Source organism: Priestia sp. YIM B13491 (assembly GCF_042787605.1).
In the GTDB taxonomy this organism is placed as follows: Bacteria; Bacillota; Bacilli; order Bacillales; family Bacillaceae_H; genus Priestia; species Priestia megaterium_E.
This window is the reverse complement of record NZ_JBHZOR010000001.1, coordinates 1173668-1186924: the sequence shown is the minus strand read 5'-3', so window position 1 is coordinate 1186924 and position 13257 is coordinate 1173668. Positions and strand designations below refer to the sequence as shown.

The window sequence follows — 13257 nt, the reverse complement described above, 5'->3', positions numbered from 1 at the left end:
TCAAGTGGCACTTATCATTCTGGATATAAGTCTCCGTCAAGCAACGTTACAAGAACACCATCATATACTAGGTCTCACACGACATATAACCAGACCCCGCCTTCACGAGCAAAAAGTATACTGACTCATGCTGCAGCTTTTGGAACAGGTGCGTTTTTAGGGCATATGCTTCATCCATTTGGTGGAAATTATAACGGTGCATATGGAAATAATCCTTCACATGGATTTTCTTTTTTAGGAATTCTTGTAGATATACTTGTGATTTTAGTCATCATTTGGGTAGTTAAAAACATCTTTACAAGAAGAAGATATTAAGGAGAAATTTAGAATGGAAGTACTATTTAACGAACAAGATATTGTGGATAGCGTTTGTATTTATATTGCTCTAAAAGAAAGAATTGAACCTGAACAGGTAGAAGTAGATTTGGAGCTTCATCCTTCCCTTGGGATTACTGCTTCCACCTTAGCATTAGGACGTACAGCGCGATTGCATGAACAAGACATCATTGATGCTGTTGCAGTATATTTACAGGACTATCACCAGTTAGTCGCGAATCATCTACAAGTTAATTTATCTTTTTCGGAAAAGAATAGATTTACTGCATCTATTCAAGTATTAAGTAATTAGTAATTACTTTTGACATGAGACTTCCGAGCATTTTCGTACTGGAACCAATAAGTTTAGTTTAATATTTGGACAATTTGTTTTTCTGGGTTTTTCTTGAAAATGGATGGTTCTTTTTTAACGTGAAATTGCTCTTTTAAAAAGCCCCTTAAATTTCTCTCTATCTTCGGGTGTAAATGGTTTTGGCCCCTTTGTACGCTTTCCACTTTTTCGAGCCATTGCACTCAAATAACGTGTTTGTAATAATTGGTCAATGTTTTCATTTGTATAGCTAGAGCCATTATGGTGAAGTACCACACACCCTTTTGCTAAACCTAGCGAAGCAAGACCATAATCTTGCGTAACGATTATATCCCCTTTTTCTACTAACCCCATAATCCGATAATCCGCAGCATCTGCCCCAGAATCAACATAAATGGTTTCCACTCCTGATGGTTGTTCCACATTAGAAAAATGAGAAAAGCTAGTAACAAGGATAACAGGAATTTCAGCATTCGTACCTTCAGAGATAATGATATCTTTTACCGGACAAGCATCTGCATCAACATAAATTTTCATCTTTAACTCTCCCCGTAAATAAGTTTGAGTTGATGATAATGGAAGACTTATCCTTTGTCAAATGATAAAGATATTTTACCTAAAATTATTAAAACACAGTTGTTGTATTAAAGCGCGCGTTTGATGCTCTCTTTTTTAAAAGGAGAAGCTAATTTGATCTCACGTAATCTTCTAAAGTATGAAAAAGATGTTATTATCACTTATGAAACCCATAATAATAATGTGTTTTCTATTTATTGGGAGTGTGGTGAGATTTGTTTTTAATTCATTTATATGAACCTTGTAATGTTGAGGAAATAACAACTCAAATAGATCCAAAATATAAATACTCTAAGTGTGGAGTTGTTAATCCTACTATTACGACTTTTTCTATTTTGTTTTCTTTCAAATGATTCTCAATCTTCTTAACTTTTTCTGAATATTTTAACATTTTTTATGAATATACGTCTTTAAAATGGTATAATATAGAGAACGTCAGTTCGGGAGGCTTACTATGCAAACAAAAAAAGTTTATATTTATGTATTTAATACAATGTCAGATTGGGAGTATGGATATTTAATTGCTGAACTAAATTCAGGAAGATATTTCAGGCAAGGCTTAGCCCCTTTAAAAGTAATGACGGTAGGAGTTAATAAAGAAATTATTAAAACAATGGGGGGACTGAGTATACAGCCGGATATTTCTCTTGATGAGTGCACTCTTCTGGATAAAGATCTTTTAATTCTACCGGGAGGAACTACATGGAGTGAGGAGATTCATCAACCTATATTGAAAAAAGTTGGGGAAGTTTTAGAGCTTGGTACTATTGTAGCTGCAATTTGTGGTGCTACTGATGCCCTTGCAAATAATGGATACTTAGATTCTAGAAAGCATACGCTTAATAACCTAGAATATACAAAAATGGTCTGTCCTAATTATAAAGGAGAGAAGTTGTATGAGATTGGACCTGTAGTATCCGATAATAACATGATTACTGCTTCAGGAGTAGCACCTCTAGAATTCGCGAGGGATGTATTAAAAAAATTAGATGTATTTGCATCAAATACATTAGATTCATGGTATAGCTTAAATAAAACTCAGAAGTCCGAATACTTTTTTCAGTTAATGAGCTCATTATAGATTCCTAATTATATACAAGGTCGATTACAATAATTTTCTTTTTTATTTTTGTAGATACCTCTAGTCTGTTTTATGTTGACTAGAAAGAAACAAAAAGAAGCCTTTATAAGAGATTTATTTTTTCTTCATCTCGTATAAAGGCTCCACTATACTTTTAAATTAATTAATTTCTATTCTGCGTATTTATTTCTAACAGCATTATCCCACATAAGCAGAATCTGTTTTAGCTCAGCTGTTTCAATTAGACAATTCGCATTTTGTTCTTCTTCAGCATATTCATTCATAATTTTTGTTACATCATATTTAATTTCTATAGTACAGGCATTTCCAGTTAATTCTTCATAAGAAGATTTCTTTGAAAGTACTTTATCAATTAAATCTAGCCATAATTTTGATCCATCTTCTTGTACATCACTTAATAATAAATCTATAACTAAAAAATTTTCATCAGGCACATCTACCATAAGCATTCCTTGGTTATCTTCATAGATTTGAACATTATATTTCATTACTGGTTCTCCCTTTACTCTTCATAAAGACGAATTGCTTCCCTTACTACAATACGTCCTTCTCATTAATCCTCAATCGTAATTCCGGCTTCCTTGAATGGTTCTAATACTTCTGGATCGCACATTGAAATATAGTCCACTGTTTTTAGATTCTTTAAGTTCTGAAATCCTTCAACAGATAGTACGTCAAATAAACTATCTTCGCCGTCCCAATCTGGCTTTAGGATATGATAAATTTCATTACCTCCATCAAAGCAAAGGCATTCAACCTTTTCTAAATCACTCTTTTCCAACGTTAACTCTTCTAAATAATCTCTGATTTCAACAATGGGTCCAGCTCCAGAATACCATTCGAAATTATTGATATACTTATCTTTTAAATCGGTTAATTCTTTTAGAAATAACGGATCTTGATCTAATAAAGCTTCAATAACCACTAGTTTAAAATTAAAATCTTTAAACATTTCACTTTTCCCCATTTTACTACCTCCGATTTTATTTCTGTCCTAAACTTATAATTTAATCTGAACTGTTAGTATTATAACAATCATATATAAATAAAACCTGTTTATATTGTTGACTTTGACAGGCAGAGAAATAACAGCCCTTGTAAAAGAAGGTCTGCTCTCATTTACTCGGTTTGATTACTACTGCAAGCTGATAATGCTAACAACAGTACAGCAGAAGTTGTTAAAACCTTTTTCATAAATACACTTTCAATTGTTTAATAATCATTTTCCACTTATTAAATCATACTGAATTGCCATTAGAAATTAAATTATTACGAACCTCTTTTAATAGTACTTTCATCTCCTCTAACAAATAGTGATCCTTCTGGTATTTCAATATTTTTTTATAAAAATTAGAATTTTACCCTTTATATTAAATAGAATAATAGTCAAGCTCGAATAAAACCCGACCATCTATAATAAAATCTAAGGAAAAGCCTTTTTGATCATACTATGTAGGTTTTTATTAGATTAATTCTATGAAATTTAATAGATTATTCAGATGGAAAAAGGAGTGAATACAAATGAGTTTAGCCACCTATATAGGTTTGAATGTAAAATTGTCTATTAATGACGAAATGGATGATATAGTTACTATTGGAAGCTGCTTTTCAGATGAAATGCATCGATTAAACATAAAAAAACATCATTTTACTACTTCTTATGTTTATGAAGTGTCAAGTGACTGGGGAATTGAAATTACGGAATATATGAATAAAAGCAGACTGAAAGAATCAAAAGAGAAACTACTTGCACTATGTCGATTGATGGATCACTATCTTAAATCAGGAGATTTTTTTGAATTGTATAGTTGTTGGATAGGAGAAGAAGCTGAAAAGCGAAAAGGAGAACTAACTTTAAACATCCATTACTTTGATATAGATGCTATTGAGATGCCTGAAAAAACATTAGTTAGAATCGAAAAATAAACTTCCCTATGCTAACAATTTTTTCGCATCTATAATCTGAACGCAAAAAAAGCTATTTCAATCGTATTGGCATCGGAGTGAAATAGCTTTTTCTACTTTACATTCAAGAGTGTGTTAGATCCTTATGGATATCTTCACATGTGAATTATATCACAAACTTTTCTGCGTGTGAAGATGAAAAATAAAATTTGTATGACAAGTACCAAAAAAAATTTAAGAGCAGCCTCGTTTGCCAATGACGAGGTTGCTCTTTATAAGTGTTCATTCATACTTATCCGAGTACGAAGCAGCATTATAATCCTTTTTTATTGTATCTTTATCTTTAGAATCTTCTGGTCGTCCAACCCCTACTCCACCGCCACCCATAAGTATGGATTTTTTACTAAATACTAATTCTCCTGTATATGCATAATTATAGTTTCCAATATACTCAGAATTAATTACTTCTTTTCCGCTGTAAATGCTAGCATATATAACCTTTAATTGTTAAATTAAAGGTTTATTTCTATATATTGTGCTATACTTTTAAACATGTATTACGGTTGTAGAGGAGTTTTAAATTGAAACAAAAAGAATTGTTTTCATGGATTAAATCCATTATTATTGCCTGTATTCTGGCTTTTGTGGTAAGAGAGTACCTATTTACCCCTATAGTAGTAGACGGCGAATCGATGATGCCTACTTTAAAAGATAGTGAACATATCATTCTTAATGAACTGGGTAAAAATAACCCAGATAATATAAAAAGATTTGATATTATCGTTTTTCATGCTACAAAGGAAAAAGACTATATTAAAAGAGTCATTGGTTTACCTGGTGATCATATAGAATATCGCAATGACACGCTATATGTAAACGGTAAAAGATATGAAGAGCCTTATTTAGATCAATATAAAAAAGAAATAGGAACAGGCCCATTAACTGAGGATTTTAAACTTGGAGATCATACAGGCAGCAAAACCGTTCCAAAGGGTCAATTATTTGTCATGGGAGATAATAGAATGTACAGCTTAGATAGCAGATCACCCGAAGTAGGAACAATCTCCGTGGACAAAATCGTAGGAAAAGCTAAATTAGCTTATTGGCCTTTAAAAGAATTTGAATGGATTAAGTAAAATCTTTTAAAGCTCCCTTATGAAAGGGAGCTTTTTCTCTTTCTTTTTCAGTCCGTCGCATGAAATGAAGCATTGTTGCTTTAAGCCCTACACTAACTGCAGCCCCTGTTTAAATTCACTTTTCCTTATATTTTCTGCGAAAGTGAGAAATAGCTGCTGCTCCTACAGCAGCAGTCAAAACTGAAAAAATAGTAGATAGCGTATCATTGGCAACAAACGCCTTCATCAAAAATGCAGATAGAAAAATAGCTACAAAACCTATTCCTAAATATGAAAGATTAATAATTGATCACTCCAGCTATAACGTTATTCCTATGTAAAAGGTTTTACAATTAAAAACATGATGAACATAATAACGGCAAATAAAGCCCCCTGAAGAACAAAGTTAATTGGTTTATGAGTATCTTCATTAGCCTTTACAAACAGCTTAGACCATCTCGTATACATCACTAATTTTGCACAAAGACTAAATAAAAGGCCTGCAATGATTGAAGCAATTGCTATTTTTAAGATATGAATTCACTCCTTTCTAACACAACAGAAGGATATCCATAACCTAACATAAAAACCTATATAATACAAAAGTCTAAGAATCATAGGAAGTAGTCTTTCCACTTTCTATGCCGCTACTGGTTAACCGCTCTACATAGTATCTAACGATTCAATGCTTTATTGGTTGGCCATTAAATCTTTCATTAGTTGTACCGGTTTAATACAAAAATAAAATAGCGTTCTTGAAGAACGCTATTTAAACTGGATAATATATGATCATACTTAATTGAGCTAATGTTTTTCCGCGATTATAATAAGAATGAGCTCTATCAGCTTTGAACCTAATAGCATTCCCACTCTTTATCGTATATTCATTGCTATTTACACTTATAGTGAGTTCACCTTCAAAGACAGTTATGAACTCTTCAGTCCCTTCCCTATGCGAATCAGCGTCTAGAGATCCACCTTCTTCTATTTCTACAGAATAAACTTCAAAGCGTCTATCATCCTCGAAGGGAAAATAAGGGTAGACTTGATATTTTCCGTTGTCTTCAGATAATATTTGAATGTCGGTTTTTGAAATGACTTTGGTGTCTGGCTGAGGATTATTTATTAATGAAGTAAAAGAAATTTTTAATCCATTAGCTATTTTCCAAATAGTTGTAATTGTAGGACTCGATTCTCCTCTTTCAATTTGCCCTATCATTGTCTTGCTTACCCCAGTTAATTCTGCAACTTTTTCGAGACTTAATTTCTTACTTTCTCTAAAATTTTTTAGGTTTTTGGCGATAATAAGATTTATTTCCTCCATAAATACACTCCTATCACTATGTACAATATAACGACCGTAATGTAAAATAAAAAGCACGACGTTATATCGTCCTTTTTGAACATTATAATATACATATTAGAGGAGGTACAAATATGCCATTATTATCATTTTTGCTATATATTTTTGTCACCAGTTTTACCCCTGGTCCTAACAATATTATGGCCATGTTATTTGCTAACAAATACGGTTTGAGAAAGACTACAAAATTTTGTTTAGGAGTAGGTGCAGGCTTTCTCGTAGTAATGTTGTTATGTAGTTATTTTAATGTTTTACTCCAAAATTCCATCCCGAAAATTGAGTTTTTCATGACGGTCTTAGGAGCAATCTATATGGTCTATCTAGCTATAAAAATTATTTTGAGTAAAGATAAAGATGACGATAAAAATAACGATGAAAACAGGAATAACAGTTTTTTCATGGGGATGCTTTTACAATTTATAAATCCAAAAGGTATTCTGTATGGTATAACGGCTATAGCAACCTTTATTCTTCCATATCACAACTCGAATTTTAGTTTAATAATGTATTCTTTATTTCTAGCTTTTGTGGGCTTTGTAAGTACTTTCTGTTGGAGTTTATTTGGTTCGGTTTTTCAAAAATTTCTCTCAAAGTATAAAAGCCAGTTTAATATAGTTATGGCTTTATTATTAATGTATAGTGCAGTCTCCATTCTTATCAAATAACTTGCTTATTTGATTAAGGATCCATTTTAACAATGGAATCATTTTAACGTTAGAAATATTCGTTTTATTGAAGAGTCAGTACTTCTCTTATGCGAAATATTAACCCCTCCTTGAACGTTATAACGTACATATTGTACTTTATATCACTATTTTACTTAAAAATATAAATTGACCAGTTATGCATAATTCGAGAAGGATACTCTTATGTATCTATTGATTTGCTTACCTTTTTAATTTTATAAAATATGATCAATATTAATTTGTTATGAAATTTCAATAGTTATTTAATATTTAGCTACAGCAGCCCATTTCTACACAAAAATTAGGTTAGAAAATTTCAGGGTAGATATAAGACAAGATATAAAATACTACCATATTTATAAAAAAGAGTGTTTTTCATGCAAGTCTTCCAGTTTCACAAGTGATAGAAATGTTGATAATTTAACAATGTATAAAGTCGTGTATAAATGAGAGAGTCAAAAAGTGAACGATCCCCTGTGTATTAAGAGATCGTTCTTTTATAAATTAGGGAAAGAATGATCATGGTAACTAACTTTGATGGAGTATACAATGTATTGAGACACAATATTATATTAACTAGTTTAACTCTTTTTCTTTAATTTCAACGATTAAGCCAATGCCATTTAAGCGCTTCTTTTTCGATTCTTTTAACAAATGCATCCTTACCATCACTATAGCCCTCGATATCATTGGGAAATCTATGAGCTAACTCAGCTTTTAATGCTCCATATTCATTGCTCATCATTTGATTTTGACGAAGATAATCTCTAAAAGATAAGTGTCTTTCAATCTCTTGAATATTATCATACTGAAAAGCGTGAATTTGATGGGTGCGATTATCCCCACCTTTACGGTAATACCTTCTTCTTTTGATTCCAAACTCCCCCATTACTTCATATCCGAGCTTCTCAAATTGGTCTGAGTAATTATCTAACCTGCTAATGTCATTAACTACCAATAGAATATCAATAATAGGTTTTGCTTTTAAGTTTTGAATAGAAGTACTTCCAATTTGGATTATGTGCAACTACTGTAATATTCATTTTTCTCCCCCTTAATCCTTGATCACATGGACAATATATTAAAGGATTAAATTGATTGCAAAAATCTTAGTATCTTCTAAATTATAATATATGCCTTCTTAGAAAAGTGTTTATGTAAACTAGCTTTGTATATAGTACACATCGTTATATTTTAATCTTGAGATAAATAAATCCAGTTCATTTCATCAAATTCTTCAATAATATAATTTGAACCTATATCCTTTAAAATTTTATTGAAAAATTTTATATTAACGTCATGATCATACAAATCTTCTTGAATATATTCCGTAATAATAAAATTCGTTAAATTTGTATTATTAACAAAATCTGAAAAGAACGATTTTAGAAAAAGTGACTCTTCTTCACTTAATTTTTCATCATTGACTAATGAAATCCTAAACACATTTAAAATCGCGTTAATATCTTCTTCCTCCATATAACATAATGGATCTAGTTTTTTATCTTCTTCTGTAAATGGCTTTCTCGTGTCTTCAATAACTACATAAGAAAAGATTGTTCCGTTTTTTGACACTCGAAAAATTTCCAAATCTCGCAATTTTATAATTCTATTAAACGATATCATAAGGTCCTCCTACCCAAATAAGAATTCAGGATATTTTAATAAAGTAGATACTGTTAAACCTAACGAGCATAGGATTCAGTTTACAGTAAAATCATCTTGTGTGCTGGTAATTAGAGGGCAAGGCTTATCGGCCGCCTGCGGAAAGCAACGTCTTACACGGAAATCAACCGCGGTGTAACAAGCCATTTGCTCATGCATTCCATTCGTTCGTCTGTAGATTGTATTGATTTATTTATGTCTCATTCTCTTTTCATTTTAATACATATAAAGCGTAATCCTCTTCATTCGAAAACCCAAGTTTATTGGCTAGTGCTTTCGAGGCTTTATTGTTCTTATCGCAATCCCAAGCAGGCATAACATTCTTTTCTAAACATTTATTTATAAACGCCTGGCCCACTATCTTTCCCAATCTTTGTCCTCTATAGTTAGGATTAGTCACAATATCGATTTCAGCTATGGTTCCACTATGAAAAATAGACACACATTCAGCGATAATCTTTTCTTTATGGATTAGACAAACTCCTAATCCGTTTTTCAGAAAATTTTTTTCTGATCCCCAGTACTCCACTATATATGATTCATTGAAATTCTCACTTTTCCTTAAAGAATCAGCGTTAAAATCTTGTAACTCATAGGGATTGGACAAGCTGTATGTAGAATGCACTTTTGAAGGAAGAAACCTATACTTAGAACGCGTCATTTTCTTTACATACGTTTTGAAAGTTTCGTCAAAAACAGTTTCCCAGTCAGTGGATGGAGTAAAAACTGTAAACCGTTTCTCCTTACCATACACGTTCTCAACAAAATAACGATAGAGAAAGTTATTAAATACCTCGTCATTCCCTTGTCCAAATACATAATAGTCACCTGCACGTATTCTAAGAAATCCTGATGATGGCCTCACAATATCATTTACGTACACAGCTCCTGGAATAACATGATTAACGACAGAAAAAGCAAAGGTAGGAGTCTTAAATGACGCTTCTAACATGTTATTTATCTTGTAATAATCTTTTGGTTCTAAACAATGCATTTTATTTCCCCCTTAATACATATCACTGTCTTCATTATATAAGTGTATGCATAAATTTAGTTATCATAATGTGCTTTATCGATACAAAAACAGCCCGACGAATAATTAAAATAAAGGTTAATTACTCTTTTTCAAGAGAGCTAAATCAAAAAAAATTCATATATAAGTTTGTTATAATAAAGATTGTTAAAAGCAAGGAGGAGTATATAAGTGCAAATAAGAAAACTTGAAAGACAGTCATTTTATGCCGGATGTCAATTCGTAGATATAGAAGATCAAGCAAATGAACACGCCTTGCCTCTCCTTATTATGTATCCTACATATAAAGAAGAACAAGTTGAAAAGATGGGACCTTACACGATAAGCGCTGCGCAAAATGCTCCGCTTTCAGATGGATCATTTCCTTTAGTCATTCTTTCTCATGGAGATGGAAGCACGCCTCTTGCTTATCGAACCATTGCCCAGTTTTTAGCACGTAATGGTTTTATTGTAGGAATACCACAACATCTCTTTAATAATCGAGAGGATAATACGCTATCTGGAACAATAGATAACCTAAAAAATCGGTCTACCCATATACGTACTGTAATCGATTGGTTTTTAAAAGAAAGTTCCTTTTCTCCATCCATTAAATCAAATAATATTTCTCTTATTGGCCATTCAATGGGAGGATATACGGCTCTTGCTGTAGCAGGTGGAGTTCCCACTTCTTTTCCTTCTGAATCTCCTGATCAAAAGCCTTATTGTTTATCTGTTGATCATGATAAGCGGGTTCAATCACTTATTCTTTTAGCGCCAGCCGCCGGATGGTTCAGGGAAAAAGGCGCTCTTGAAGACGTGAATATACCTATTTTAATGATTACAGGCAAAAAGGATACGATTACTCCTTCTTTTCACGGAGAATTTGTGTTAAATGGCGTTTCTGATAAGGAAAAAGTTCAGCATATCGTTGTAGAAAATGGAGGGCATTTTTCATTTCTCAGCCCATTTCCCGACTTTATGAAATCTCCTTCTTTCCCCCCTTCTCAGGACCCGGCAGGCTTTAATCGCAAGGAGTTTCATGAGGACCTTCAAAACACTATATTGAACTTTTTATTACGTTCTTTTTAACAGATTAGTCAGTTGTACCACCTTTTCTCTTGAAGCAATTATATCTCGAAAAAGAAATGAAAATCTCTTAGAAACTGATGAGCTTCTAAGGGATTTTCATTTTCCATAAAGCCCATTATGCTAGTCTCCTTCTTTCTTTTTAAAAAGCAGCCAGCATTTACAAATAAATATTTTTAAATTCAAAAAAGATAACATATGATCTTGTTAATCTGTAATAATTAAGAAATAGAGATATATAGAAAAAGTGCTGCTTATTGAATTGATATTTTTACTCTTTTACAAAACAAAAGGGGGATTTACAATATGGCTTTAAAAAAAGGTCAGCTAAGCGGACATATATTTTTGTCTAAACTTATTACACAGTACGCAATGATTCATGAAAAAACGGTAGGCCCCGTAGCTGAAGAATATATTAAACAAATTGGTATTCGTACTGGAGAATGGATGGAAGACTTTTATAGCGATAAGCATGAAAAGTGGACGGTAGAGGAATATGCAGAAGTTATAATTGACCTTAAAAATTCAATTGGAGGTCACTTTGAAATTGTGTCGGTTTATCCAGACCATGTGGTTGTAAGCGCTACCCAATGTCCATTTGGTGACGTCGTACAGGATGCTCCTCATTTATGTAAGATGACGTCTAGTGTGTTTGGAGGAATTGCAGCTCGGAAATTTGGCTATGGAAAAGTGAGCTTGCGCCAGCGTATTGCTCTTGGTCATCCAATGTGTGAAGTTGCTATATATTTTACAAAACACAGTGAAGAAAATGGAGATGTGTATGAAGATCTTCCTATTACGCCTTCTTATGGTAATCCTTTCAATTGGGAAGAGGAAACGATTCATATGCTTAATCAAGAACTTCGAAGAAGCGATGAAATGATTGAAGCTCTTCTTGCGGAATTAGAAGAATTACGTAAATAGCATTGTATTACCACACTTAACTATTAAGACATTTTGTTTTAGTTAGAAAAGCAAAATAAGATGTATAAAACAAAGAGCAGCCTTTAATTAAAGGGTTGCTCTTTGTTTTCATCAATCATTTTAATTATTATGGTAAGCAGAAAAAATAAAGTAAAAGTTATTATAGCTATTTAGGGATTTTATTTGTAATCAGATGCGTCACCCTAAAGAATCCTTGGAGCGATCAGATGCCTTTGTTAATTGCATGAACTGATAAAAAAGAAGCGCCCTCCGGCAACTTCTTTTCGCTTTTCCTATTCATACGTCAGATTTTCACTTACAAAATAATCATTTATATTTAGTCTCTTAAAAATGACAGCAGCGCTTCGTTAAATTCGTGTGCATGCGTTGCATTTAAGCCGTGCGGACCGCCTTTTATTAAAGCTAACTTGGAACCAGAAATGGCTTCATGCGTTCGCTTTCCGCTATATTCAAATGGAACGATCTCGTCTGCATCACCGTGAATAATAAGAGTAGGTATTGTAAACTTGGCTAGATCGTCTCTGAAATCTGTTTTGCTGAAAGCAGCTATACAGTCTAGCGTCCCTTTAGGCGATGCGGCTGCTGCAATATCGCGGTTGTAAAGTCGGAATGGTTCGCTGACTAAGTCATTTCCGTCTTCAACCCCAAAAAATGTTTTTGTAAAATCATCAAGGAAAGCTAAGCGATCATTTTTTACGCCGTTTTCAAATTCTTGGATTCCTGCATCATCTAATGCTCCTTCAGGATGATTCTCTGACTTATAAAGAAATGGTGGTACAGCTCCTGCAAATACTGCTTTTTCTACTCTATCTGTTCCGTAAGTTCCTACATAACGAGCTACTTCTCCGCCGCCCATTGAAAACCCGACTAGCGTCACATTTGTTAAATCCAAATGTTCTAGCAGCTGATGTAAATCAGCAGCGAATGTTTCATAATCGTAGCCGTCCCATGGCTGAGAAGACTTTCCGAATCCTCGGCGGTCATACGTTATGACTCTGTATCCAGCCTCGATAAGAGCGGGAACTTGATATTCCCAAGATCGTCCGCTTAATGGCCAGCCGTGAATTAAAACAACCGGCTTTCCTGTCCCGTGATCCTCGTAGTATAGTTCAATAGGTGCTTCATTTTCTGTTCCTACATTAATTTTTGCCAT

General features: G+C 33.0%; 15 protein-coding genes and 1 pseudogene. 8 read left to right on the top strand and 8 right to left on the bottom strand.

Annotation, left to right across the window (positions count from 1 at the left end):
- Together ACFX4E_RS06170 and ACFX4E_RS06165 are read left to right on the top strand one after the other, a co-directional pair.
- Positions 1-315: pseudogene (locus tag ACFX4E_RS06170) on the top strand (hypothetical protein); the annotation flags it as partial.
- Positions 316-328: 13 nt separating this feature from the next.
- The gene (locus ACFX4E_RS06165; protein WP_028409937.1) at positions 329-628 is read left to right on the top strand and encodes a DUF2653 family protein; all 300 of its coding nucleotides are present in this window, start codon (positions 329-331) and stop codon (positions 626-628) included.
- A 114-nt stretch (positions 629-742) separates the two neighbouring features.
- On the opposite strand, the gene ACFX4E_RS06160 is transcribed toward ACFX4E_RS06165, so the two are convergent.
- Positions 743-1183 (bottom strand): YaiI/YqxD family protein, encoded by a 441-nt coding sequence (locus ACFX4E_RS06160; RefSeq protein WP_028409936.1) that lies wholly within the window; start codon positions 1181-1183, stop codon positions 743-745.
- A 493-nt stretch (positions 1184-1676) separates the two neighbouring features.
- Between ACFX4E_RS06160 and ACFX4E_RS06155 the strand changes: the two genes are divergently transcribed.
- Positions 1677-2303, top strand: a complete 627-nt coding sequence (locus tag ACFX4E_RS06155; RefSeq protein ID WP_136789749.1) for a type 1 glutamine amidotransferase family protein — start codon at positions 1677-1679, stop codon at positions 2301-2303.
- Positions 2304-2473: 170 nt separating this feature from the next.
- Here ACFX4E_RS06155 and ACFX4E_RS06150 read toward each other — a convergent pair whose 3' ends face one another.
- Positions 2474-2812, bottom strand: coding sequence for a hypothetical protein (locus ACFX4E_RS06150; RefSeq protein WP_377239138.1), 339 nt, complete (start codon positions 2810-2812; stop codon positions 2474-2476).
- A 65-nt stretch (positions 2813-2877) separates the two neighbouring features.
- Positions 2878-3291, bottom strand: coding sequence for a DUF6892 domain-containing protein (locus ACFX4E_RS06145; protein ID WP_098332770.1), 414 nt, complete (start codon positions 3289-3291; stop codon positions 2878-2880).
- Positions 3292-3845: 554 nt separating this feature from the next.
- Here ACFX4E_RS06145 and ACFX4E_RS06140 point away from each other — a divergent pair.
- Positions 3846-4250 (top strand): hypothetical protein, encoded by a 405-nt coding sequence (locus ACFX4E_RS06140; RefSeq protein ID WP_377239139.1) that lies wholly within the window; start codon positions 3846-3848, stop codon positions 4248-4250.
- 560 nt (positions 4251-4810) lie between these two features.
- Positions 4811-5365: a signal peptidase I gene (lepB, locus tag ACFX4E_RS06135; protein WP_377239140.1), complete on the top strand. Its 555-nt coding sequence runs from the start codon at positions 4811-4813 to the stop codon at positions 5363-5365.
- A gap of 748 nt (positions 5366-6113) precedes the next feature.
- On the opposite strand, the gene ACFX4E_RS06130 is transcribed toward lepB, so the two are convergent.
- Positions 6114-6668, bottom strand: a complete 555-nt coding sequence (locus tag ACFX4E_RS06130; RefSeq protein WP_377258927.1) for a helix-turn-helix domain-containing protein — start codon at positions 6666-6668, stop codon at positions 6114-6116.
- 113 nt (positions 6669-6781) lie between these two features.
- Between ACFX4E_RS06130 and ACFX4E_RS06125 the strand changes: the two genes are divergently transcribed.
- Positions 6782-7372 carry a LysE family transporter gene (locus ACFX4E_RS06125; RefSeq protein WP_098966773.1) on the top strand — a complete coding sequence of 197 codons (591 nt, stop codon included), beginning with the start codon at positions 6782-6784 and terminating at the stop codon, positions 7370-7372.
- A gap of 622 nt (positions 7373-7994) precedes the next feature.
- Here the strand turns inward: ACFX4E_RS06125 and ACFX4E_RS06120 are convergent.
- The 3 genes from ACFX4E_RS06120 to ACFX4E_RS06110 all read right to left on the bottom strand — a co-directional run bounded on the left by ACFX4E_RS06120 (position 7995) and on the right by ACFX4E_RS06110 (position 10052).
- Complete coding sequence (locus ACFX4E_RS06120; RefSeq protein ID WP_377258924.1) at positions 7995-8420, bottom strand: GrpB family protein; 426 nt, start codon at positions 8418-8420, stop codon at positions 7995-7997.
- 167 nt (positions 8421-8587) lie between these two features.
- Positions 8588-9019, bottom strand: coding sequence for a terpene synthase (locus ACFX4E_RS06115; protein ID WP_377254499.1), 432 nt, complete (start codon positions 9017-9019; stop codon positions 8588-8590).
- Between the two features lie 250 nt (positions 9020-9269).
- Positions 9270-10052 carry a GNAT family N-acetyltransferase gene (locus tag ACFX4E_RS06110; RefSeq protein WP_377258921.1) on the bottom strand — a complete coding sequence of 261 codons (783 nt, stop codon included), beginning with the start codon at positions 10050-10052 and terminating at the stop codon, positions 9270-9272.
- A 210-nt stretch (positions 10053-10262) separates the two neighbouring features.
- On the opposite strand from ACFX4E_RS06110, the gene ACFX4E_RS06105 reads away from it, so the two are divergent.
- Both ACFX4E_RS06105 and ACFX4E_RS06100 read left to right on the top strand, forming a co-directional pair.
- Entirely contained in the window at positions 10263-11162 is a 900-nt protein-coding gene (locus ACFX4E_RS06105) for an alpha/beta hydrolase family protein (RefSeq protein ID WP_377254505.1), read from the top strand.
- A 303-nt stretch (positions 11163-11465) separates the two neighbouring features.
- Positions 11466-12083: a methanogen output domain 1-containing protein gene (locus tag ACFX4E_RS06100; protein WP_098334154.1), complete on the top strand. Its 618-nt coding sequence runs from the start codon at positions 11466-11468 to the stop codon at positions 12081-12083.
- Positions 12084-12420: 337 nt separating this feature from the next.
- On the opposite strand, the gene ACFX4E_RS06095 is transcribed toward ACFX4E_RS06100, so the two are convergent.
- On the bottom strand, positions 12421-13257 hold the full coding sequence (locus tag ACFX4E_RS06095) for an alpha/beta fold hydrolase (RefSeq protein ID WP_217598715.1): 837 nt from the start codon (positions 13255-13257) through the stop codon (positions 12421-12423).

What these genes read in the sequence shown, in the direction of transcription:
- ACFX4E_RS06165 (WP_028409937.1), top strand. Translation starts at nt 329, where the DNA reads ATGGAAGTACTATTTAACGAACAAGATATTGTGGATAGCGTTTGTATT.
- ACFX4E_RS06160 (WP_028409936.1), bottom strand. Translation starts at nt 1,183, where the DNA reads ATGAAAATTTATGTTGATGCAGATGCTTGTCCGGTAAAAGATATCATT.
- ACFX4E_RS06155 (WP_136789749.1), top strand. Translation starts at nt 1,677, where the DNA reads ATGCAAACAAAAAAAGTTTATATTTATGTATTTAATACAATGTCAGAT.
- ACFX4E_RS06150 (WP_377239138.1), bottom strand. Translation starts at nt 2,812, where the DNA reads ATGAAATATAATGTTCAAATCTATGAAGATAACCAAGGAATGCTTATG.
- ACFX4E_RS06145 (WP_098332770.1), bottom strand. Translation starts at nt 3,291, where the DNA reads ATGGGGAAAAGTGAAATGTTTAAAGATTTTAATTTTAAACTAGTGGTT.
- ACFX4E_RS06140 (WP_377239139.1), top strand. Translation starts at nt 3,846, where the DNA reads ATGAGTTTAGCCACCTATATAGGTTTGAATGTAAAATTGTCTATTAAT.
- ACFX4E_RS06130 (WP_377258927.1), bottom strand. Translation starts at nt 6,668, where the DNA reads ATGGAGGAAATAAATCTTATTATCGCCAAAAACCTAAAAAATTTTAGA.
- ACFX4E_RS06125 (WP_098966773.1), top strand. Translation starts at nt 6,782, where the DNA reads ATGCCATTATTATCATTTTTGCTATATATTTTTGTCACCAGTTTTACC.
- ACFX4E_RS06115 (WP_377254499.1), bottom strand. Translation starts at nt 9,019, where the DNA reads ATGATATCGTTTAATAGAATTATAAAATTGCGAGATTTGGAAATTTTT.
- ACFX4E_RS06110 (WP_377258921.1), bottom strand. Translation starts at nt 10,052, where the DNA reads ATGCATTGTTTAGAACCAAAAGATTATTACAAGATAAATAACATGTTA.
- ACFX4E_RS06100 (WP_098334154.1), top strand. Translation starts at nt 11,466, where the DNA reads ATGGCTTTAAAAAAAGGTCAGCTAAGCGGACATATATTTTTGTCTAAA.
- ACFX4E_RS06095 (WP_217598715.1), bottom strand. Translation starts at nt 13,257, where the DNA reads ATGGCAAAAATTAATGTAGGAACAGAAAATGAAGCACCTATTGAACTA.